Genomic DNA, 22,377 nt, shown 5'->3' with positions numbered 1-22,377 from the left:
CTAATGACTCGTGAGGCTTAACCATACAACCCTGATGGGTTTTATGAGTAGACTAATAGGTTCTACGACTAAGATTAGAAGCACTTAATGTGTGTTTAACTCAATAATTTATATTTACTTGCGATAGTGAGTAACAGCTTTTCAAACTTTTTACCTTTAGCTTTTTAAAAGCTGAAAGTAATGCCAAATTTGTCTGGAAACCATAGAGCTGTGGTCCCACCTGATCCCATTCCGAACTCAGAAGTGAAACACAGTATCGCCGATGGTAGTGTGGGGTTTCCCCATGTGAGAGTAGGTCATTTCCAGGCGCCTAATACGAGAAAGCCCGTTGCTAACGCAACGGGCTTTTTTACGTCTGTAATTTGAGCGGGTTAATAACTTGAAGGTAGAGCTCTGCATGATACTGATAGCGGTGTGGCCGATATGCCCATGTGTCCACTTCGAGGATAATAAAGAGTAGGTGATTTCCAGGCGCCTAATACGAGAAAGCCAGTTGCTAACGCAATGGGCTTTTTTACGCTTGCGATTTGAGCCAGTTAATCATTTGACGATAGTCTTTAGCGCGACAATGATAGCTGTGCGGCCAATATGCACACGTGTCCACTTAGAGGATAATAAAGAGTAGGCGATTTCCAGGCGCCTATTTAGTCTCTAAGCCAGCTATGACGTAGTGGTTTTATACGCCTGTAGCTTAACTGCTTCTTTACTTGCCTATTTTTCTGCTTTTACCTCTCTTTACCTGTTAGATATAAGGTTATTTGGGCTACTTTTGGCACTTTTAATTTAAGCATATCGATTATGCGTAAACACTACTTCACATGAATTGAAAACATAATGGTAATTGGTTATTGCTATTAGCGCTTAGCTCTCCTAATTTAACTGCAATTAATCGCTAGGGATTGTCCAATGAAGCTAGAAATGATTTGTACAGGTGAAGAAGTATTAGCGGGTCAGATAGTTGATACAAATGCTGCGTGGTTTGCTAATGCGCTAATGGAGCATGGAGTAGAGTGCCAACGAAGAATTACAGTTGGTGATAGGCTTGAAGATCTTGTCGCTGTTTTTAAAGAGCGTAGCACCGAGGCAGATGTCATTGTTGTTAACGGTGGTTTAGGGCCTACTAGTGATGATCTATCCTCGGAAGCGATGGCATTAGCTAAAGGTGAGCCTTTGGTGGAGAGTAAAATCTGGCGTGATCGCTTAGATGATTGGTTTACTCGTAACGGTAGAGTGATGGCTGAGAGTAATCTTAAACAAGCATTAATACCTGAATCAGCCATCATGATAGATAACTCTGTAGGCACAGCCTGTGGGTTTGCTGTAAAGCTTAATCGAGCATGGTTGTTTTTTACTCCAGGTGTTCCTTTTGAGTTTAAACAAATGGTGAAAGAGCAGTTTATTCCTTTTATTAATGAAAGGTTTGAAATAGCGGGTGATGTTGCACTGCGTAAATATCTGACCTTAGGGCAAGGTGAGTCGTCTCTCGCAGATGCATTAGAAACCATTGTATTGCCTGAGGGGATCACCATTGGCTACCGAAGCTCTATGCCACATATCGAAATTAAGTTATTTGCACGTGGTAAAGCAGCAATCAGTGAGATGGATAAGATTGAAGCACAGATCCGTTTCCTATTAGGTACAGCGATAGTAGCAAATAATAAAAAGAGCCTAGCTGAAGAGATCCATGCTTTGTTGATTGATTCAGGGAAGACCCTTAGTGCTGCAGAGTCCTGTACGGGCGGCATGATTGCAAGTCAGTTGATTTCACATGCTGGAAGCTCAGCTTACTTAGATCAAGGACTGGTTACTTACAGTAATGAATCAAAGGTTAAATTGTTGGGGGTAAAACCGGAAACCTTAGATGATCATGGTGCGGTATCTATAGCGACTGTCGAGGAGATGGCATCAGGCGCTAGAGCTATTTTAGATAGTGATTATGCATTAGCGACAAGTGGTATTGCTGGCCCTACTGGCGGTACCGAGGATAAACCTGTAGGCACTGTCGCCATAGCATTAGCAACTAAGAGCGGGGTTTATAGCCAGATGATTAAATTGCCACGACGCTCTCGGGATTTAGTGCGTAGCTTAAGTACAGCGGTAGCATTTGATATGCTGCGCCGAGAACTACTCGATGAAGCCGTTATAGTTGATTATGGATCGATTAAACGCTTCTCAAAATAACGACCTTCAATAAAAAAGGCAGTAATGAATTTATCATTACTGCCTTATGTTTAGCGGTTTAGCTCAGCTTTACTCGTCAAATACTAAAACCAATTTTCCTGGCTTCACTTCAATGCGCTTGGTCATTTCTGCTATTAACGCTTGATTGGATTCCTTTGTATCAAGCACATACACAGGTTGAGTTTCTAGGAACTGTGTTAGAAATCCCATAAGCTGCGGTGCAATAGAGCCAATCGCTTTCTCGATATCTTTTGGCTTAGACTCTACTTTTACCAGATTAAGGTTACGCAGATAGACACTTTGATTACTGGCATCATACCAAGGCTCGGCTTCGAACTCTGCAGTCAAATCGGCACTAATAGGCAGCATCGGATTACGCACCTTTACAAGAGTCGACGCCATAACGGACATGGTATTTGGCTTAGCACCTAAAGTAACATCAATGTCATTCACTTTGAGTTCAATACCAAAGATCTGGTTACCTTGGTTGATCTCAAAGTGCATTTCATCACTTAAGTAGCCTTCCAGCTCACTCTCAGTAATGCTGTACTGACTGACACAGCCCGTGAGTAGCAGCGATAGTGCACAAAGTGTAATTTTAAGTATCTTCATTAGCCTGTGTTTCTCATTCCAGCGGCCACACCTGCAATAGTGAGCATTAAAGCAAGCTCCACATTCTTTGAGGTCTCTTCTTCTCTGCGGGTACGCGCTAATAGCTCAGCTTGCAGAAAGTTAAGCGGATCAATATAGGGGTTTCTCAACTCGACAGATTCTCTATTCCAAGGAGTGTGAGACATTAAGCTTTCCGCTTGAGTGAGCTCAAGTACTGCATCGACTCCAATCGCTAGCCGCTCACGCAGTTGTACGCCTAAGTGATGTAGTTCTTTGGGGACTAAGCTGGTTTCGTAGTATTTGGCTAAATTAGGCTCCGCCTTTGCGTATACCATCTCAAGCATAGATATACGGGTTTTAAAGAACGGCCAATCTTGCTCCATCTCTTGCAGTAAGGGCAGATCGCCTCTCAAAGATGCAGCTTGTAGCGCTTCACCAGCTCCGAGCCATGCAGGTAACATTAAGCGGTTTTGTGACCATGCAAAGATCCATGGAATAGCACGCAGACTTTCAATACCGCCATCGATACGGCGTTTTGCTGGACGGCTACCTAAAGGCAGTTTACCGAGTTCTACTTCTGGCGTTGCTGCTCTAAAGTAGGAAACGAAATCAGCTTCTTCTCTTACGATAGCGCGGTAAGCGAGTACTGACTCATCGGCAAGTTGCTCCATGCATCTGCGCCACTCTGGTTTAGGCTCTGGTGGTGGCAGCAGTGTTGCTTCCATCACCGCTGAGGTATATAGAGCAAGACTTTGAACCGCGAGCTTAGGCAAACCAAACTTAAAGCGGATCATCTCACCTTGTTCTGTAACACGAATGCGTCCATCTACAGATCTCGGTGGTTGCGATAGAATCGCTTCATGCGCTGGCCCGCCTCCTCGGCCGATTGTGCCGCCACGTCCATGGAAGAGGGTGAGCTTGATATCGGCATCTTGGCTGACAGCGACCAGTTTTTCTTGTGCACTGTACTGCGCCCAAGCCGCTGCCATCACGCCTGCATCTTTAGCTGAATCGGAATAACCGATCATCACCTCCTGTATGCCTTTGGTATAGCCACGATACCAATCGATACTAAAGAGCGACGACATACACTGAGACGCATTATTAAGATCGTCCAATGTTTCAAACAGTGGTACGACTCGCATTGGATGAGGGCAGCCCGTTTCTTTGAGTAACAGCAATACTGTTAAAACATCAGAGGGCTGGCTGGCCATCGAAATAACGTAGGAACCCATAGCTCGCGCTGGCTGAGTCGCAATGAGGCGGCAAGTTCTCAGCACTTCTGCAACCTCATCACTGCCCTGCCATGTAGACGGGATCAGCGGTCGCTTACTGGTGAGTTCTCTAAGTAGGAAAGATTGCTTCTCTGCTTCACCCCAATGTGCATAGTCGCCCATGCCCAAGTATCGTGTCAGCTCCGCAATAACATCTGCGTGGCGCTGAGCATCCTGGCGAACATCAAGCCTAAGCATATGGATACCAAAACAGGCTATTCGGCGCAGCATATCAAGTAATAGACCATTGGCAATAAGGCTCATGCCACAATCACTTAAGCTTCTATAGAGCATCATTAGCGGCTCTTTGAGATCTCTTTCATCCCAAATAATGTCAGCTAAATCTACCTCAGGCTTATGGCCTTCAAGTCTGGCATTGAGGTAATCGATGGTATTTCTTAGTTTGCCGCGTAGGTCTCTTAGTACATCACGATAAGGCTCGTTGCTGTTGTTGGTATAGGCAAGTAGCTCATCATTCGCGCTTTCCATAGACAGGTCGTTAACGAGAAGAACAACGTCTTTAAGATAGAGTCTGGCTGCGGAGTGGCGATTACGGTCGAGCACCTCTTGAGTGACGACTGAAGTCACAAAAGGGTTGCCGTCGCGATCGCCGCCCATCCAGCTAGAGAATCTTACTGGAGCGATATCAATGGGCAGTTGAGTATTGGTACGCTCTTCTACTTGCTGGTTGAGTTGACGCAAGAAGTCAGGAATCGCTTGCCACAATGACACTTCAATGGTGCTTAATCCCCAACGGGCTTCATCTACTGGAGTCGGCCGCTCATTACGGATCTCATTGGTATGCCAAATCTGCGCGATAAGCTGGCGTAAACGTAGGTGATGTTGCTTTTTCTCTTGTTCTGTTAACTGAGGATTTTCCAGTGCGGCTAGTGAGTCGACGACGGCAGAATACTTCTGAATCAAGGTTCGTCTTGAGATCTCTGTTGGATGGGCTGTGAGTACTAGGTCAATATCGAGGCTCTTTAAACACTCAAGCATTTTTTCTTGATCGATATTACCGCCGAGCATTCTGCCCAAAAGCTGCTCTACTGGATCGGGTACACATACAAGCTCATCGCAATTGCGGCTGATTGTGTGGAACTGCTCGGCAATGTTTGCCAAGTTTAGGAACTGGTTAAAGGCTTTGGCAAATGGCACGAGTTCATCATCGCTTAATGCCGATAGCAGAGTCAGCATCTCTTCGCGGGCAGCATCGTTGCCTTGGCGTGAACTTTTTGAGAGGTGGCGGATCTGCTCGATTTTATCTAAAAAAGTGTCATCGAGATCGGTACGAATTGTGTCACCTAAAATCTGTCCTAAGGTGCCAACGTTTGACCTTAACGACGCATACATATCAACCATACGTGCTCCATATCTGTAAGCTAATCGATCACAATACCTAGCGACAGCACTCTAGGCAATGATCTAGTTCGGATTACCGTGTCTGAATGTGCTCTACCTCACTTTAACCATACTAATTATGGCGCTTAGAATGACTTTGCACTGAATATCTAATCTGACAAGGTGAATTATTTTATACAAGCATGATAAATCAGTTCTTTTAATAGCTTCTTTGTTTTGTCTAGGTAGTGCAGATCGAGAAACTCATCGGGTTGGTGAGCTTGTTCAATGCTTCCAGGCCCCAGCACCAATGTTTGACAACCTAGCTGACTAATATAGGGAGCTTCAGTGGCGTAGTTGACCACTTGTGGTTCACTCTGTGAAAGCTGTGCCACTAACCTGCTCCAACTACTGTCTTTATCATCGGCAAAGGGCTCCGAGCCTGGGTACAAAGGTGCGACACTGATACAGCCGGGATATTGGCTAGAAACCGGTTCTAGGTAATTTGCCACCATCAGCTCTAACTCTTCTAGGCCTAGACCTGGGATTGGCCTAAGGTCGATATGTAGATCGCAGCAACCACATATCCTATTAGCCGCATCGCCACCGTGGATATGGCCAAAGTTCATGGTAGGGTATGGCACACTAAAAGCATCTTCACGGTAGTTTTCGGCTAAATGCTGCTTAAGCTTAAGCAGCTGACTGGTGACTATATGCATTATCTCAATGGCATTGAGCCCTTTAGCGGGATCTGACGAGTGACCACTTCGACCTGTTACCCTTATGCCTTGAGTAAAATGTCCTTTATGCATATAAACGGGCTTTAGGCTGGTGGGCTCACCAATAATGGCGTAATCAGGGCTGATTGATTTGGCAGCAGCAAATGCTTTTGCACCATTCATGGTGGTTTCTTCATCTGCGCTGGCCAATATATGCAAAGGTCGCTTGAACTTGTCCATTGGCAGCTCTTTTAATGCTTCTAGCACTAAAGCAAAAAAACCTTTCATGTCACAGGTGCCTAAACCATACCAGCGGTCATTTTTCTCAACCAGTTGAAAAGGGTCTTGACTCCAACGCCCCTCATCAAATGGCACCGTGTCGGTATGACCTGCCAATAACAGTCCCCCTTGGCCGCTACCATATGAGGCGACAAAGTTGTGTTTATCACGGGTGTTCGCGACAACATGTGTTTGGCAGTTCATGCCTAGATCTGTAAACCAATTATGCAGTAGTGCAATAACGGCCTTATTACTCATGTCGTGCTGAGCTTCTAAAGCGCTGATCGATGGTGAGCCGATTAGCTGGGTGAAGCTGCTTTTTAAAGTCGGTAGTGTAGTCATTAAAAAACACCTAAATATATATTCAAATATATTGCATAATTAATTTTGTGTGTTAGTCTATCAAACAGCTAAGATAAGTACCATATTTTGATGGCCTTTAAATGAGAGTATATATGTTTAACCTAGTTCAATTATTAAATATTAAGGTCAATCCTACCCAATTCCTGCGACGATAAACTTGTCTTTAATGGTGTTCAGCCAGGGCTTAAGTTGTGCCCATTCTTTTTTTCGTTTTGTCATCTAAATTCAAGATAAAGGTTTTAAAGTCATAGACTATGAAAAATATAGCCATTATTGGCGCTAGCGGTTATACCGGTGCGCAGATCACTTCTCTCATAAATGCTGAAATGGACTTAACCATTCAAGGCCTTTATGTTTCTGAAAATAGCCTAGATAAAGGGAAAGCACTTGCTGAGCTGTACCCTACATACAGCCATATTAATCTTTGTTTAAGCCCACTAAACGATGATGCTAAAGCAGCAATTGTTGAGCAGGCTGACGCAGTCGTGTTAGCGACTGACCATGTAGTGAGCTTACACCTAGCAGCTTGGTTTTATCAGCAAGGTCTAGCGGTGTTTGACTTAAGTGGCGCTTATCGCTTTGAAGCATTAGATAAATATCCTAAGTGGTATGGTTTTACTCATGAATATCCGCAAGTGCTTGCTGATGCTGTCTATGGCCTAGCGGAATGGAATGCAGACAAAATAGCAACCAGTAAGATGATCGCGGTACCTGGTTGCTACCCAACTGCATCACTAACAGCACTTAAGCCGCTCGCTAATATGCTGACTGATGTCATGCCGGTAATAAACGCCGTGAGCGGTGTGACAGGGGCGGGTAGAAAAGCGCAACTGCATACTAGTTTTTGTGAGGTGAGCTTAACGCCATACGGCGTACTTGGGCATAGGCATCAACCTGAAATTGCTACCCAGCTAGGCCAAGAAGTTATCTTTACTCCTCATTTGGGCAATTTTAAACGCGGCATACTTGCCACTATTACGGTGCAATTAGCTCAAGGTACCACGGCTAAAGATATTGAAGCGGCTTATCAGTGTTATGACAATGCGCCACTTGTAACAGTAAAACAGAATCAATTTCCTAAAGTTGATGATGTGGTGCAAACCCCTAACTGTCTTATCGGTTGGAAGTTTGACCCAGAAACAAATTATCTCGTGGTCACAAGCGCAATTGACAACTTAATGAAGGGCGCTGCGAGTCAAGCCTTGCAATGCATAAAGATTCATTTTAACGAATTGTTAAAATAACGGCTTTGGATACTAAAATGGCAACATTAAATACAGAACTGAATACCAAGTCTAATACTAAACCTGTCATGGTACTGAAAGTCGGTGGAGCACTGTTACAGTGTGAAATGGGCATGGCGCGTTTAATGGAAACTGCGGCAAAAATTATCGCCAATGGTCAGCCACTCATTATGGTGCATGGTGGTGGCTGTTTGGTGGATGAGCAGCTAAAAGCAAATAACATGGTCACGCAGAAACTAGATGGGCTAAGAGTGACACCAGCAGAGCAGGTACCTGTCATCGTCGGCGCACTCGCTGGTACCTCGAATAAAATTCTGCAGGCTGCTGCAATCAAAGCCGGTATCACCTGTTTAGGTATGAGTCTTGCTGATGCCGATATGATGACAGCAAACATTAAAGACCCTCAGCTTGGATTTGTGGGAGAGGTTGAGCCAAATGATGCCAGTTACCTAGAGTTTGTATTAGCTAAAGGTTGGATGCCTATTGTGAGCTCCATAGCCATCAGTATCCAAGGCGAAATGCTGAATGTTAATGCGGATCAAGCCGCTACCGCACTTGCAAAGCTTGTTGGCGGTAATCTTGTGTTGTTGTCTGATGTTTCAGGTGTGCTGGATGGTAAAGGACAACTGATCAGCAGCTTGAATCGTGCCGAAATTAACGAATTGACTAAGATTGGTGTGATTGAAAAAGGCATGAAAGTTAAGGTCGAAGCTGCTCTTGAAGTTGCGGAATCGATGGGGCAAGCCGTTCAAATCGCATCTTGGCGCCATGCTGAACAACTTATTGCATTAAGCAACGGTGAAGCCGTTGGTACTCAGATTCAACCTTAGGGAGCGGTTTCATGAAGCATCTATTATCAATTAAAGATCTATCGCAACAGCAGCTTTTAGACTTGCTAGCGCTAGCAAAAAATATCAAAGCAAATCCGGCGGATTACAGAAAAGCACTCGATGGTAAAAGTGTAGTGATGCTATTTGAAAAGCCTTCACTAAGAACTCGTGTTAGCTTTGATATTGGTATCAATAAGTTGGGTGGACACTGTTTATATCTTGATCAGCAAAATGGGGCATTAGGCAAGCGTGAACCTGTATCTGATTTTGCCGCCAATATCTCTTGTTGGGCTGATGCCATCGTAGCGCGGACTTTCTTGCATTCAACCATTGAGCAGTTAGCAGAGCATGGCTCAGTACCTGTGATAAATGCATTGTCTGATCTTTATCATCCTTGTCAGGGCTTAGCTGATTTCTTAACTCTGTCTGAGCAGTATGATGACGTGAGTAAGGTAAAGCTTGCCTACGTGGGCGATGGCAATAACGTGACCCACTCATTGATGTTCGGCGCGGCAATTTTAGGTGCACATCTCACCGTGTTGTGCCCTCCTGGTCATTTCCCTGATGGTAACGTTGTGTGTGAAGCCCAAGCATTAGCAGCAAAACATGGCGGTACATTAGTACTTAGTTCCGATATCGGCGCGATAGCCGATCATGATGCTATCTATACAGATACCTGGATTTCGATGGGTGATAGCGCATCAATGGAAGAGATTGAAGCCAAGTTCAAGCCTTATCAAGTCAATGCAGAACTGATGGCAAGTGCAGGTGCTAAGCACTTTATGCATTGCTTGCCAGCCTATAGAGAAGTTGAAGCAACAGCAGAGATTGTAGATGGCGAAGGCTCACTTATTCTGCAGCAAGCAGAGAATCGCATGCATGCGCAAAACGCCGTGCTTGTCACTCTATTTAGTCAATAATTTGTATTGGTTCGTGCAGACGAACTGAACCAGAAATAATGTAGTAGGAATTAAAAATGTCAGCAGAATTAAAGAAAACAGATGTGAAAAAGGTAGTGCTTGCTTACTCCGGCGGCCTTGATACATCAGCCATTATCCCTTGGCTTAAAGAAACCTACGATGATTGTGAAATCGTCGCTTTTTGTGCCGATGTTGGTCAAGGTGCTGAAGAACTAGAAGGGCTGCATGAAAAGGCTATCGCATCCGGTGCATCAGAGTGTTACATCGTCGACTTGAAAGAAGAGCTGGTGGCTGACTATATCTACCCAACGATAGCAACTGGCGCAATATATGAGGGCACATACCTGCTAGGAACCTCAATGGCGAGACCTATAATCGCTAAAGCTCAAGTAGAAGTTGCCCGTAAAGTTGGCGCAGATGCCGTGTGTCATGGCTGTACAGGTAAAGGGAATGACCAAGTGCGTTTCGAAGGTTGTTTTGCGGCGTTAGCCCCCGATCTTAAGGTGATAGCACCTTGGCGTGAATGGGAAATGGTCAGCCGTGAAGATCTGCTTGATTACCTTGCTGTGCGTAATATTGAAACTACCGCTTCAGCAACTAAGATTTATAGCCGTGATGCCAATGCTTGGCATATCTCCCATGAAGGTGGTGAGCTAGAAGATCCATGGAACGAGCCGACTCAAGGCGTGTGGACCATGACCGTTGCACCAGAAGATGCGCCGAATGCACCTGAGTACGTGGCACTAGAGCTAGAGCAAGGCAAGATCACCAAAGTAAATGGTGAAGCGCTATCGCCATACAAGGCGCTGATGTTACTCAATGAGATTGCTGGCGCACATGGCGTCGGCAGAATTGATATCACTGAAAACAGACTGGTAGGCATGAAGTCGCGTGGCTGCTACGAGACCCCTGGTGGCACTGTGATGTTTGCTGCACTGCGGGCAATTGAAGAGTTGGTACTTGATAAAACTAGCCGAGATTGGCGTGAGCAAGTTGGCGCTCAAATGGCACACCTTGTTTATGATGGCCGTTGGTTCACGCCGCTTTGTGAGTCACTACTAGGCGCTTCAAAACCACTTGCTGATCTGGTTAATGGTGAAGTCGTCATTAAGCTTTATAAAGGCCAAGCGAACGCGGTGAAAAAACGTTCACCTAACAGCTTATATTCTGAAGAGTTTGCCACTTTCGGCGCTGATGATGTTTATAACCAGAAAGATGCAGAAGGCTTTATCCGTTTGTATTCGCTTTCTAGTCGCATCAGAGCATTACACGGTCACAACAAGTAACGTTAATAAAGTAGCTCATTAATTTCAGTATTTATACGGCGGACGACTAGTCCGCCCAGCATTTAAGAGGAAGCCAGCATGGCATTATGGGGCGGCAGATTTAGCCAAGAGAGCAGCGCACTGTTCAAACTTTTTAACGACTCATTGCCTGTAGATTACCGACTCATTGAGCAAGATATTGTCGGCTCGATTGCGTGGGCAACTGCTATTACTCAAGTTGGGGTATTAACCACTGACGAGTGTACCCAATTACATGCTGCGTTAAACGAGCTGTTAGCGGAAACCGCAGAAAACCCAGAGTTGATTATCGCTTCAGGTGCAGAAGATATTCATAGCTTTGTTGAGCAATCTCTTATCGCTAAAGTGGGTGATTTAGGTAAGAAACTACATACCGGTCGTTCGCGTAACGATCAGGTGGCGACCGATCTTAAACTTTGGTGTAAAAAAGAGGGGCAAGAGCAACTCGAACTATTGGCTAAACTAAGAGCTGCACTTATCGAGCTTGCTGAGCGCGAAATCGATGCTGTTATGCCTGGTTATACTCATTTGCAAAGAGCGCAGCCGGTTTTATTCGGCCATTGGTGTCTTGCATATGTGGAGATGTTTGAACGTGATATCAGCCGTTTAGAGGATGCCTTGAAACGTGCAGATACTTGTCCTTTAGGGACCGGTGCGCTAGCGGGTACCGCTTATCCAATGGACAGAGTAAAACTTGCACATTCGCTCGGCTTCGCATCGCCAACGCTTAACAGCTTAGATACCGTATCAGACAGAGATCATGTGGTTGAGATCTGTAGTGACGCTTCGATTAGCATGATGCATTTAAGCCGTATGGCTGAAGATCTTATCTTCTTTAATAGTGGTGAAGCGGGCTTCATCGAGTTAGATGATGAAGTGACATCGGGTTCATCACTGATGCCACAAAAGAAGAATCCTGATGCACTTGAGCTGATTAGGGGCAAGACTGGTCGGGTTTATGGCAGCTTAATCGGTATTCTAACCACAATGAAAGCACTGCCTCTGGCTTACAATAAAGATATGCAAGAGGATAAAGAGGGGCTGTTCGATGTCATGGATAGCTGGGCTATCTGTCTAGAAATGGCTGCATTAGTGCTAAGTGGTTTGCAGGTTAATCGTGAAAGAACATTAAGCGCTGCGCAGCAAGGCTATGCTAACTCAACTGAATTGGCTGACTACTTAGTGGCTAAAGGTATGCCGTTTAGAGAAGCGCATCATGTAGTAGGAGAGGCCGTTGTTGTCGCTATTGCGAAACAAACACCACTGGAAGATTTGCCTTTAGAAGAGCTGCAGAGCTTTAGCGCAATGATTGAAGCGGATGTGTATGAGTGTCTTACTATTGAGTCTTGCTTGGCTAAACGTGAAGCATTAGGTGGTACATCGTTACCACAAGTTAAATCCGCACTAGCGGGAAAACAAGCCAATAACTAATTGATTGTGATATAACAAAAAGGCGGCTATTTCCTAAAGAAATAGCCGCCTTTTTAATTGACTTGATTACTGAAACAGATCTTCTTCAGACTTATCGATAAAGATATCGCTGTTGTCTTCCTCTTGCTCAGTCGCATATTCTGTCGGCTCAGTACCCGCAATGAAGTACTCAAATCGAGTGGTATAGTCCGTTTTACGGCTCAACTTGCCGGTGGCTAAATCGATACGTGCAGATACTATTCCCTCAGGTGTTTTGGTCGGTTCTACTGGCGTGCCTTCCAGTGCATCCTTCATAAACTCATTCCAAGCAGGTCCTGCTGTTTTTGCGCCAGCTTCAGCAAGTGATATCTGATCTTTGGCGCCGTTAGCATTCCAGCTAGTGCGGCCGAGCTCTTGGCCATGGTCATCGAAACCAACCCAAACTGTAGTGGCAAGTTTAGGGTTAAAGCCACTGAACCAAGTATCACGAGATTCGTTAGTGGTACCGGTTTTACCGGCAATATCACGGCGTTTTACTACTCGTGCTGCGCGCCATGCAGTACCATTCCAACCGGTACCTTTACTCCAATCGCCACCCCCCCAAATAACACTTTTGAGTGACTCGGTAATAAGGAATGCGGTTTGCTCTGAAATAATTTTCGGCGCAAAACGTGAATCCTCATTGCCACATTGTTCTGCGGTCGATACCGTGACATCTATCGCTGCTGTTGCATCACTTTGTAACTCGTTAGCCATAGCCGCAAAAGGGTCATCGACTAACGGCTGCTCCGGTTCGGTAGGTGTGCAAGCAAGTGTTGGATTGGCTGTTTCAATTAGATCGCCATTGGCTGACTCGACTCTTTCGATAAAGTAGGGTTCGACCAAGTAGCCACCGTTAGCGAAGGTTGAAAAGGCGGTGACCACTTGCAATGGGGTGACCGATGGTGAGCCCAGCGCGATAGATTCATTACGAGGTAGGTCTGCTGGATCGAAGCCAAACTTAACTAGTTGGGCGATGGTTGCATCTAATCCGCTATAACGCATGGCACGAACCGACATGACGTTAATTGATTGAGCTAAGCCAACACGCAGCCTTGTTGGGCCACCATAGATATCTGGCGAGTTTTTAGGGCGCCAAGCGGTGCCTTGCCGTGTATCAGGTTTATTAATTGGGGCGTTGTTGATCAGCGTTGATAGGGTGTAGCCTTTCTCTAATGCCGCGCTATAGATAAACGGCTTGATGTTAGAGCCTAGCTGACGTTTTGCCTGTGTTACACGGTTATATTGGCTGGTATAAAAGCTAAAGCCGCCGACAAGGTTTCTAATTGCGCCATCTTGAGGATCTATCGACACAATCGCACTGGCAACCAAAGGAACTTGGCTAAGTTGCCAGATCTCGCCATTATTACGGATCCAAACTTGCTGGCCAGCAGTTAATACCTCAGTAGCCAGTTTAGGCGCTTTACCCTGTCGCTTATTAGTGATGAATTTACGTGCCCACTTAATGCCATCCCAAGGAAGTTCGTATATATCGCCTTTAGCAGTCATCACCTTGGCTGTTTGCTCTTCAACGCTAAGCACTGCCGCCGGATGCATTCCTTGAAATGAACCCGTTTGCTTTAATTTGGCTTTGATATCTTCACTATCAGGCTGAACATCGGTCCAAAGTACCTTGGTGCGTCCACGGTAGCCATGGCGTTCGTCATAAGCGTAAACGTTATGGCGTAACGCTTTTTGCGCATCCATTTGTAGTTTAGAGTCTACGGTAGTGTAGATGTCGTAGCCGCCAGTATATGCTTGCTCTTCACCGTACTTTTCAACTAAGTAATCGCGTGCCATCTCAGAAATATACGGGGCATATAAATCGATGACAGCACCATGGTACTTTGCAGTAATCGGTGCTTGAATGGCTTCATCATATTGCGCTTGAGTGATGTTGCGTTTTTCAAGCATACGGCTCAGTACCCAGTTTCGACGATTAAGGGCACGGGTTGAGTTTCTAATGGGGTTCGCCGCAGAGGGCGATTGCGGTAAGCCTGCAATCATAGCCATTTCAGGAAGAGACAGTTCGTTTAGCTCTTTACCGTAATAAACTTGAGCCGCTGCGCCAACACCGTAAGCACGGTTGCCAAGGAAAGAACGGTTAAGGTAAAGAGTTAAGATCTCCTCTTTATTGAGAGCTTTCTCAATTTTTAAGGCGAGAAAGATCTCTTTTGTCTTACGGATATAGGTTTTGTCTCGGGTTAAAAAGAAACCTCGGGCAACTTGCTGGGTGATGGTACTTGCGCCCTGACTCTTTTTGCCTGTCGTAACCAAAATAACGGCTGCGCGGATAATACCGATAGGGTCGATACCTTTGTGCTCGAAAAAGCGCGCATCTTCGGTATCGAGTACCGCATTGATGAGTTGTTCGGGTACATCTTCATATTGGACTGGAATTCGACGCTTCTCACCAAATTGGGAGATCAGTTTACCGTCACTACTATAAATTCTCAGTGGTGTTTGCAGTTTTACCGTCTTAAGCGTAGTGACATCGGGTAGCTCAGGAAGCACGTAAAAATATGCTGCCACAATAGCACCAATGCCAAGTAGCCCAAGGCTAAAGAAAGCAATAACTAAACGTTTTAACCACTTCAAAGGAAGATTCCATGAATGTAAATAAGACCAGTAGTATATAAGCCGTTGAAGAAATGGTGAAGTAAAAGCCTAAGGATTAATGTTTAGATTAACCAAATTAGCTTGATTGGCTGCAAAATTACCTAGAAAAGCGTAAATAGACGTGCGTTCTGCTTATCAAAACTTAGTTATGAAAACGAGAGTATTTAAGGTGTAACTGATTACAAAGCGATGCACGCTAGGAGTGAAATAGAAATTACAACGCTAAATTATGCTTAATGCGATCTTATTGAAAATAAATACGGCTGAAAATCAACCTCCGTCAGAACTGTGACGTTAGTTATAAAAACTGAAATTTTAACTGTTGGTAGTATTTATGTCTGTGTATTGTTATAAATCAGTGTGGATAGTAAAAATGATATAGGTTTTTAGTCTGACACAGTATAGGGCGATATAAGTAGTTATTTAAAGTCAATAAAATGGCAATTGTAAAATCCAGAAACATTTTGTACAAATAACTATAACGCGTAGATTAGTATGCTAATCTATTTTTGAAAATAATAATAAAGTGACGTTGGACTATGCTTTCAAATATATGGAAGCGTCAGGCTCCGCAGATGGTTGGGATTGATATTGGTTCCCATGAAGTCAAAGCTATTCTGCTGAGTAAGACTGCTGATGGATATAAAATACTAAGTCATGCTGCTATCCCGCTTAAAAAGGGGGCGGTAAACGATCATGAAATTCGTGATACGGAAGCCGTTTCTGAGGCCCTGAAGCAGGTTAAGCGCTCACTTCCTAAAACTACAAAATTCGCAGCGGTTGCCGTATCTGGTTCTGCTGTTATGACCAAAGTTATCTATATGGATTCCTCTTTGAGTGAAGAAGAGATGGAAGCTCAAATAGAAATCGAAGCTGATAACCTTATTCCTTATTCCCTAGACGAAGTTAATATCGATTTTGAAACGCTTAGTGCCAATAAAACGGACCCAAGTAAAGTCGATGTACTACTTAGTGCTTGTCGCTCTGAAAATATTGATAGCCGAACAGATGCTCTTGAGGAAATAAACCTTGAAGTCAAAGTTGTCGATGTTGAAGGTTATGCGTTAGGCCGAGCCTTTGAAATGATATCGGCGCAATTACCAAAAGATGCGCAGAATAAAGTGGTTGCTCTCGTCGATATTGGTGCAAATATAACGACTTTTTCTATTGTAGAAAATGCTGAAACAACTTTTGTTCGAGAGCAGGCATTCGGCGGCGAGCAATTCACTCAGTCGATACTCTCTTTTTATGGCATGACTTATGAGCAAGCTGAACAAGCTAAGCTTGCGGGTGATTTGCCACGTAATTATATGTTTGAAGTGTTATCGCCTTTTCAAACTCAGTTGCTTCAGCAGATAAAGCGCACGTTACAAATCTATTGTACCTCTAGCGGCAAAGACAGAGTTGACCATATCGTATTGTGTGGTGGAACTGCCAAGCTTGAAGGTATGACAAACCTGATGATTAACGAATTGGGTGTGAATACTGTGATAGGTGATCCGTTTAAAGGTTGCTTACACGCCGATGATGCCGTTAAGCAACAGCTCCAACCTGACATTGGTAAATATATGTTGGCATGTGGATTAGCACTAAGGAGTTATGCTGAATGGCGAACATAAACCTCTTACCTTGGCGCGAAGAAGCGCGCGAAAAGCAAAAAAGAGACTACACCGGTGTACTCGCACTGGTTTTCTTAGTTTCAGGTCTCGCTGTTTATCTCTCTTTGATGGCAATAGATGTTGTTTCTGATGATCAAAAGAGCCGCAATGCCTACTTACAATCAGAAATTCAATTACTTGAAGCACAAATTGCAGAAATCACCAAAATTAGAACCCGCAAAAAAGATATTGAACGCCGTACCGAGATTATTTTAGGGCTACAGCAATCTAGAAATCTGCCGACACATGTTCTAGATGAATTGGTACGAATCGTACCCGCAGGGATCTATCTTTCCAGTATTGAAAAGAAAGGCAGTATGTTGTGGATAGAAGGTCGCAGTGAATCAAATAATAATGTCGCTAATATGATGCGTAAAGTTAAGACATCTGATTGGCTACAAGATCCCAATATGCAATCGATTGTAGCGCAGAACGAAGAGCTGAGGCAGTTACAACGATTCACGCTAAGGGTCACTATTACCGATGGCGATAGCGCGGATTTGAGCGCGGTTAAAGGGGCGAGTAAATGAATCTCGATCTGAGTCAATTTAACGATATCGATTTTGAAAACATAGGTGCTTGGCCAAAATTGGTCAAAGTGGTGTTTGCAGCGCTGCTTGCCATTTGTGTATTCGTTGGTAGTTATTTTCTGTTTGTCTCTGATGCGATTGATGCGCTCAATGCTGAGCAGCAAAAAGAGCAACAGTTAAAGAGTGACTTCAAGTCAAAATACCAACTCGCCGCTAATCTGAAATTGTATCGTGAGCAGCTGGCGGTAATGGAAGTGCAGTTTGCTGAACTGTTAAAAATGTTACCCTCTCAAAATGAGATGCCAGGCTTACTCGATGACATCACATTTGTGGCTACCGATGCAGGCCTTAAAATCAATAGCCTAGATTGGGACTCTGAAATAGTCAGGGAGTTTTACATCGAATTTCCGATAAAAATTGCTGTAAGTGGTGATTATCATCAACTTGGACACCTTGTCAGTGGGGTTGCAAAGTTACCTCGAATTGTAAGCCTGCATGATTTTGTGATTAATCGAGATGACAGTGGCGGTCTCGCTATGGATATTCTTGCGAAGACTTATCGTTTTAAAGAGGGTGCGGAGCTGCCAGCGGAAAAGGGGACATCAAAATGATGAGAGCTTGTTCTGTCATAATCCTCGCTATTATGCTCACCGGTTGTGTTGGAGATCGTAGTGATCTTGAGCTATTTGTCACTACAACTAAAGCGCAACATATAGCACATATCAAGCCACTTAAAGCGACACCCAAATTCGAGCACTTTGATTACCAAGCAGACCTGATGCGTAGCCCTTACATGCCGCCGTCAAGAGAGTTGACAGAGGAGGTAATTGATACCACTAAGGATTGTTTGCAACCGGATTTAAAACGTCGAAAAGGTCGTTTAGAAACTTACGCACTCGATAACTTAAAGATGCGTGGAACATTAAGTGAAGTCGATACTATTTGGGCCCTACTCGAGACGAGTGACGGCAGTGTTTACCGCCTAGGAACTGGCCAATATGTGGGCCTTTATCATGGCAAAATAGCCAAAGTAACGCCGCAAACAATCGAAATTATAGAGTTGATCCCAGATGGTTCTGGTTGCTGGACAGAACGCTCTAGCAGCATGGAACTTACAGGAGAATGATAAGGATGACAGAGGGAATCATGAGATTGTCTATCACGCACCGCGCCTGCAACATGGCCGCGTCTTTTATGAAGGTTACTTTTAGCCTTGCGCTCCTATTAGGGATGGCTCCGCTTGCTAATGCAGCCAATAAGCTTATCGATGTTAAATATCATGCGGTAGTTGATCATCAGCTAGAGTTGCAGTTGGTTTTTGAACAGCCGATTGAAGAACCTGAAATAGACTTAAATGCCGATCCGGCACAGATCATTTTGGGGTTTACGGATAGTATTTCAGGGCTAGAAAAACAAACATTGCCGATTGAAACGGTTGGTGTTGAAACTGTCAGTACGGTGCAAAGTGGTGCCAGTCTTCAAGTATTTGTAGGTTTAGAAGACGTTAAGGCCTATCAAGGCCGGATTGTTGGCAATACATATCGACTGACTATCAATGACGAAGTCATTAATAGTAATGCTGGTGGCAATAATCCGTTTGTAAATGGCATTGAAAGTATTGATTTTAAGCGCACTGCGAATGGTGGTGGTCAGTTGTTAGTTAAATTAGACAATAGCACTGTGGCTGCAAACGTAGAGCAGGTAGGCTCTAAACTTGAGCTTAAATTGTATAATACTGATATTCGTTCTGACCTGCTTTACGTCATGGATGTACATGACTTTGCTACTCCAGTTAACAGCTTTGAAACGTTTAAAGAAGATCTTACCAGTCGTTTTCTTATCGATATTGACGGCAGCTACGAATATGACTATCAACAAGATGGTCGCGTTTTTATCTTGAGCATGGAAAAGGCTGAACGTCTTGATATTGCCAAAGAAGAGAAGACCTATGATGGCCGCTCACTGTCACTGAATTTTCAAAATATGGCGGTTAGAACGGTATTGCAGATCATTGCTGACTACAACAATTTCAACTTGGTTGTTAGTGATACTGTTGAAGGCGACATTACCTTAAGGCTCGACGATGTGCCTTGGGATCAAGCGCTTGATCTTATATTACAAACTAAAGGTTTAGATAAGCGCATTGAGGGTAACATCTTGATGATTGCTCCAAGTGAAGAGATTGCCATAAGAGAGAGCCAAGAGCTTAAAAATCGCCAGGAAGTGAAAGAGCTTGCACCGCTTTACTCGGAATATTTGCAGATCAATTATGCGAAAGCCACTGATATTGCCATTCTGCTAAAGGGTGAGGACTCTAGCTTATTGTCGAGTCGCGGTAGTGTTGCTGTCGACGAACGAACCAATACTCTGTTGGTCAAAGATACTGAAGAAACACTTGAGAGCATCTATCGTTTAATCGAGGTGCTCGATATTCCAATTAAGCAGGTACTCATTGAAGCTCGTATGGTCACGGTTAAAGATGACGTAGCGGAAGACCTCGGTGTGCGTTGGGGGGTAACAGACCAGCAAGGAACCAAAGGTACTTCAGGCAGTTTAGAAGGCGCTAATGATATTGCTGCTGGTATTTTGCCTAGCCTTAGCGATAGGCTAAACGTTAACTTGCCGGCAGCGCATGTTAATGCAACCAGTATTGCTTTTTCTGTTGCTAAGCTTGCTGATGGCACTGTGCTGGATCTTGAATTAAGTGCGCTTGAGCAAGAAAACAAAGGTGAGATTATTGCCAGCCCGCGTATCATGACGTCGAATCAAAAAGCGGCTTATATCGAACAGGGTGTCGAGATCCCTTATGTCGAGGCCAGTTCAAGTGGTGCTACGACAGTCACATTTAAGAAAGCGGTATTATCACTACGGGTGACCCCACAAATAACGCCTGATAACCGAGTTATTCTTGATTTAGAAATTACTCAAGATTCACAGGGTAAAGTGGTTGCCACGCCAACGGGTGAGGCAGTCTCTATTGATACCCAACGTATTGGTACTCAAGTGCTGGTGGATCATGGTGAAACCATCGTATTGGGTGGTATTTACCAGCAGCAATTAATTAGTCGTGTAAGTAAAGTTCCGCTTTTAGGTGATATTCCCTACCTTGGATTTATGTTTAGAAGTACATCAGATAAGAATGAGCGACAAGAGCTGCTTATCTTTGTCACTCCTAAAATAGTTTCCGAAGCGCTTTAACCGTAATAAGTAAATAAAAGCCAGCGCTTAGCGCTGGCTTTTAGCAATGTGAAATAGATTTTTGATAGAAATGTGCTACTTCGCTTGCCATCAATAGCGGTTAGCTGAGATAATCAGCGGTCAAGTCTCAATAGAGCAAGGTAACATTTAAGGTCAACTCATCGTTTTCGAGTTGGCGTAGGCAAACTTCAAATAAGATTCAGACATATATACCAATGGCCGAAAAACGTAATATTTTCCTAGTAGGCCCTATGGGGGCTGGTAAAAGCACTATAGGCCGTCATCTGGCACAGATGCTGCACTTAGAGTTCCACGATTCAGATCAAGAAATTGAAAGCCGTACAGGCGCTGACATTGCGTGGGTTTTTGATGTCGAAGGCGAAGAAGGTTTCCGCGTTCGCGAGACACAAGTTGTTGCTGATTTAACCGAAAAGCAAGGTATCGTGTTAGCAACTGGTGGTGGTTCAATTCAGAGCAAAGAGATCCGTAATAACCTTTCTGCTCGTGGGATTGTTGTCTACCTAGAGACCACAATCGACAAGCAAGTAGCGCGTACGCAGAGAGATAAGCGACGTCCACTACTTCAAGTAGATGATCCAAGAGAAGTGCTAGAAAACCTAGCAGAGGTTCGCAACCCTCTTTACGAAGAGATCGCTGATGTTATCGTTAAAACCGATGAGCAAAGCGCTAAAGTTGTTGCAAACCAAATAATTGAGCAATTAGGTTTTTAAGATATGACTAAACAAGTTCTGGTTGAACTCGGTGAACGTAGTTACCCAATCGTAATTGGCCAGAAATTGTTAAGTAATGGCGAGCCTTTGGCTCGCTATCTTAAAAATAAGAATATCCTCATTGTCACCAATGAAACGATAGCGCCACTGTATCTTGAAAAAGTACAAGCCATGCTGTCCGATTTCAGCTGCGTGACACCCGTGATTTTACCTGATGGCGAGCAATACAAAACGCTGAGCCAGATGGATTCAATTTTCACCTCTTTGCTGCAACAAAATTTGGGCCGCGACACGGTACTGATTGCGTTGGGCGGTGGTGTTATTGGTGACATGACTGGCTTTGCTGCAGCGAGTTACCAACGCGGTATCGATTTTATTCAGTTCCCGACTACGCTGCTCTCTCAAGTTGACTCCTCCGTCGGTGGCAAAACGGCAGTCAATCACCCTCTGGGTAAGAATATGATCGGCGCGTTTTATCAGCCGAAATATGTTCTGATAGATACTGATTGTTTAAGCACTTTGCCTAAAAGAGAGTTTGCTGCTGGTATGGCAGAAGTGATCAAATACGGCATTATGTGGGATGCAGAGTTTTTCAGCTGGTTGGAAGACAATGTTGAAGCATTAAAGGCGCTTGATATTCAAGCTCTTGAATATGCTATTGGTCGTTGTTGTGAAATTAAAGCAGATGTCGTCGAGAAGGATGAAACAGAGCAAGCGGTCAGAGCGCTGCTAAACCTGGGGCATACTTTTGGGCATGCCATTGAAGCTGAGATGGGTTATGGCGTTTGGTTGCATGGCGAAGCTGTTTCTGCTGGCACAGTCCTTGCTGCAATTACCTCAAACAAGCTTGGGCTAGTTGAAGAGTCAATTGTTTGTCGTATTACAGCGTTATTCGCTGCATTCGACCTACCAACTTCAGCACCCGAAACGATGAATTTTGAACAGTTCATTAAACATATGCGCCGCGATAAAAAAGTGCTTAAAGGACAGTTACGTTTAGTATTACCCGAAGGCTTAGGTCAGGCGGGGATCTACAGCAATGTCACTGATGAGCAACTTCAAGAGGTTATCGACTGCGCATAAACTATGCTGCAGGTATTCGGTGAAAGCTAAATTCAGTTTTAC

Annotated in this window: 17 protein-coding genes and 1 rRNA gene; 14 read left to right on the top strand and 4 right to left on the bottom strand. The window is 44.3% G+C overall.

Annotation, left to right across the window (positions count from 1 at the left end; translation table 11 throughout):
- Positions 1-192: 192 nt before the first annotated feature.
- Together rrf and K5R16_RS16430 are read left to right on the top strand one after the other, a co-directional pair.
- Positions 193-308: ribosomal RNA gene (gene rrf / locus K5R16_RS16435) — 5S ribosomal RNA — on the top strand.
- A gap of 598 nt (positions 309-906) precedes the next feature.
- Entirely contained in the window at positions 907-2,181 is a 1,275-nt protein-coding gene (locus tag K5R16_RS16430; RefSeq protein WP_220738655.1) for a CinA family nicotinamide mononucleotide deamidase-related protein, read from the top strand.
- Between the two features lie 69 nt (positions 2,182-2,250).
- On the opposite strand, the gene K5R16_RS16425 is transcribed toward K5R16_RS16430, so the two are convergent.
- The 3 genes from K5R16_RS16425 to argE form a co-directional block, all read right to left on the bottom strand.
- Positions 2,251-2,793: a DUF1439 domain-containing protein gene (locus tag K5R16_RS16425; RefSeq protein WP_220738653.1), complete on the bottom strand. Its 543-nt coding sequence runs from the start codon at positions 2,791-2,793 to the stop codon at positions 2,251-2,253.
- Entirely contained in the window at positions 2,793-5,429 is a 2,637-nt protein-coding gene (ppc, locus tag K5R16_RS16420; RefSeq protein WP_220738651.1) for a phosphoenolpyruvate carboxylase, read from the bottom strand. The genes K5R16_RS16425 and ppc overlap by 1 nt, the downstream gene beginning before the upstream one ends.
- A 167-nt stretch (positions 5,430-5,596) precedes the next feature.
- A complete protein-coding gene (gene argE, locus K5R16_RS16415; protein WP_220738649.1) occupies positions 5,597-6,748 on the bottom strand; it encodes an acetylornithine deacetylase in 1,152 nt (383 codons plus the stop codon).
- Between the two features lie 275 nt (positions 6,749-7,023).
- Here argE and argC point away from each other — a divergent pair, with 275 nt between their 5' ends.
- From argC to argH, 5 genes are all read left to right on the top strand, one after another.
- Positions 7,024-8,013 (top strand): N-acetyl-gamma-glutamyl-phosphate reductase, encoded by a 990-nt coding sequence (gene argC, locus K5R16_RS16410; protein ID WP_220738647.1) that lies wholly within the window; start codon positions 7,024-7,026, stop codon positions 8,011-8,013.
- A gap of 17 nt (positions 8,014-8,030) precedes the next feature.
- A complete protein-coding gene (argB, locus tag K5R16_RS16405) occupies positions 8,031-8,843 on the top strand; it encodes an acetylglutamate kinase (RefSeq protein WP_220738645.1) in 813 nt (270 codons plus the stop codon).
- An 11-nt stretch (positions 8,844-8,854) separates the two neighbouring features.
- Positions 8,855-9,763, top strand: coding sequence for an ornithine carbamoyltransferase (locus tag K5R16_RS16400; RefSeq protein WP_220738643.1), 909 nt, complete (start codon positions 8,855-8,857; stop codon positions 9,761-9,763).
- Between the two features lie 56 nt (positions 9,764-9,819).
- Positions 9,820-11,049 (top strand): argininosuccinate synthase, encoded by a 1,230-nt coding sequence (locus tag K5R16_RS16395; protein ID WP_220738641.1) that lies wholly within the window; start codon positions 9,820-9,822, stop codon positions 11,047-11,049.
- Positions 11,050-11,127: 78 nt separating this feature from the next.
- Positions 11,128-12,498, top strand: coding sequence for an argininosuccinate lyase (gene argH / locus K5R16_RS16390; RefSeq protein WP_220738639.1), 1,371 nt, complete (start codon positions 11,128-11,130; stop codon positions 12,496-12,498).
- Between the two features lie 66 nt (positions 12,499-12,564).
- On the opposite strand, the gene K5R16_RS16385 is transcribed toward argH, so the two are convergent.
- Positions 12,565-15,114 (bottom strand): penicillin-binding protein 1A, encoded by a 2,550-nt coding sequence (locus tag K5R16_RS16385; protein WP_220738637.1) that lies wholly within the window; start codon positions 15,112-15,114, stop codon positions 12,565-12,567.
- Between the two features lie 560 nt (positions 15,115-15,674).
- Here K5R16_RS16385 and K5R16_RS16380 point away from each other — a divergent pair.
- From K5R16_RS16380 to aroB, 7 genes are all read left to right on the top strand, one after another.
- A complete protein-coding gene (locus K5R16_RS16380) occupies positions 15,675-16,754 on the top strand; it encodes a pilus assembly protein PilM (RefSeq protein WP_220738635.1) in 1,080 nt (359 codons plus the stop codon).
- A complete protein-coding gene (locus K5R16_RS16375) occupies positions 16,742-17,323 on the top strand; it encodes a PilN domain-containing protein (RefSeq protein WP_220738633.1) in 582 nt (193 codons plus the stop codon). The genes K5R16_RS16380 and K5R16_RS16375 overlap by 13 nt, the downstream gene beginning before the upstream one ends.
- The gene (locus tag K5R16_RS16370) at positions 17,320-17,934 is read left to right on the top strand and encodes a type 4a pilus biogenesis protein PilO (protein ID WP_220738631.1); all 615 of its coding nucleotides are present in this window, start codon (positions 17,320-17,322) and stop codon (positions 17,932-17,934) included. Before K5R16_RS16375 ends, K5R16_RS16370 begins: the two co-directional genes overlap by 4 nt.
- On the top strand, positions 17,934-18,449 hold the full coding sequence (locus K5R16_RS16365) for a pilus assembly protein PilP (RefSeq protein WP_220738659.1): 516 nt from the start codon (positions 17,934-17,936) through the stop codon (positions 18,447-18,449). The genes K5R16_RS16370 and K5R16_RS16365 overlap by 1 nt, the downstream gene beginning before the upstream one ends.
- A 68-nt stretch (positions 18,450-18,517) precedes the next feature.
- Positions 18,518-20,521 (top strand): type IV pilus secretin PilQ, encoded by a 2,004-nt coding sequence (locus tag K5R16_RS16360; RefSeq protein WP_374758401.1) that lies wholly within the window; start codon positions 18,518-18,520, stop codon positions 20,519-20,521.
- A gap of 215 nt (positions 20,522-20,736) precedes the next feature.
- Positions 20,737-21,252, top strand: a complete 516-nt coding sequence (aroK, locus tag K5R16_RS16355) for a shikimate kinase AroK (RefSeq protein ID WP_044555803.1) — start codon at positions 20,737-20,739, stop codon at positions 21,250-21,252.
- A gap of 3 nt (positions 21,253-21,255) precedes the next feature.
- Positions 21,256-22,335, top strand: a complete 1,080-nt coding sequence (aroB, locus tag K5R16_RS16350) for a 3-dehydroquinate synthase (RefSeq protein WP_220738627.1) — start codon at positions 21,256-21,258, stop codon at positions 22,333-22,335.
- The last annotated feature ends 42 nt before the right edge of the window (positions 22,336-22,377 follow it).

This window comes from Shewanella sp. c952 (assembly GCF_019654975.1).
In the GTDB taxonomy this organism is placed as follows: domain Bacteria; phylum Pseudomonadota; class Gammaproteobacteria; order Enterobacterales; family Shewanellaceae; genus Shewanella.
The sequence above is the reverse complement of the archived record's forward strand: the minus strand, read 5'-3'. Positions and strand labels throughout refer to the sequence as shown.

Coding starts and splice junctions, on each gene's coding strand:
- K5R16_RS16360 (WP_374758401.1), top strand. CDS start 18,518: ATGAAGGTTACTTTTAGCCTTGCGCTCCTATTAGGGATGGCTCCGCTT.
- aroB (WP_220738627.1), top strand. CDS start 21,256: ATGACTAAACAAGTTCTGGTTGAACTCGGTGAACGTAGTTACCCAATC.
- argH (WP_220738639.1), top strand. CDS start 11,128: ATGGCATTATGGGGCGGCAGATTTAGCCAAGAGAGCAGCGCACTGTTC.
- K5R16_RS16380 (WP_220738635.1), top strand. CDS start 15,675: ATGCTTTCAAATATATGGAAGCGTCAGGCTCCGCAGATGGTTGGGATT.
- K5R16_RS16375 (WP_220738633.1), top strand. CDS start 16,742: ATGGCGAACATAAACCTCTTACCTTGGCGCGAAGAAGCGCGCGAAAAG.
- K5R16_RS16365 (WP_220738659.1), top strand. CDS start 17,934: ATGAGAGCTTGTTCTGTCATAATCCTCGCTATTATGCTCACCGGTTGT.
- aroK (WP_044555803.1), top strand. CDS start 20,737: ATGGCCGAAAAACGTAATATTTTCCTAGTAGGCCCTATGGGGGCTGGT.
- K5R16_RS16430 (WP_220738655.1), top strand. CDS start 907: ATGAAGCTAGAAATGATTTGTACAGGTGAAGAAGTATTAGCGGGTCAG.
- argB (WP_220738645.1), top strand. CDS start 8,031: ATGGCAACATTAAATACAGAACTGAATACCAAGTCTAATACTAAACCT.
- argC (WP_220738647.1), top strand. CDS start 7,024: ATGAAAAATATAGCCATTATTGGCGCTAGCGGTTATACCGGTGCGCAG.
- K5R16_RS16370 (WP_220738631.1), top strand. CDS start 17,320: ATGAATCTCGATCTGAGTCAATTTAACGATATCGATTTTGAAAACATA.
- ppc (WP_220738651.1), bottom strand. CDS start 5,429: ATGGTTGATATGTATGCGTCGTTAAGGTCAAACGTTGGCACCTTAGGA.
- K5R16_RS16425 (WP_220738653.1), bottom strand. CDS start 2,793: ATGAAGATACTTAAAATTACACTTTGTGCACTATCGCTGCTACTCACG.
- K5R16_RS16395 (WP_220738641.1), top strand. CDS start 9,820: ATGTCAGCAGAATTAAAGAAAACAGATGTGAAAAAGGTAGTGCTTGCT.
- K5R16_RS16400 (WP_220738643.1), top strand. CDS start 8,855: ATGAAGCATCTATTATCAATTAAAGATCTATCGCAACAGCAGCTTTTA.
- argE (WP_220738649.1), bottom strand. CDS start 6,748: ATGACTACACTACCGACTTTAAAAAGCAGCTTCACCCAGCTAATCGGC.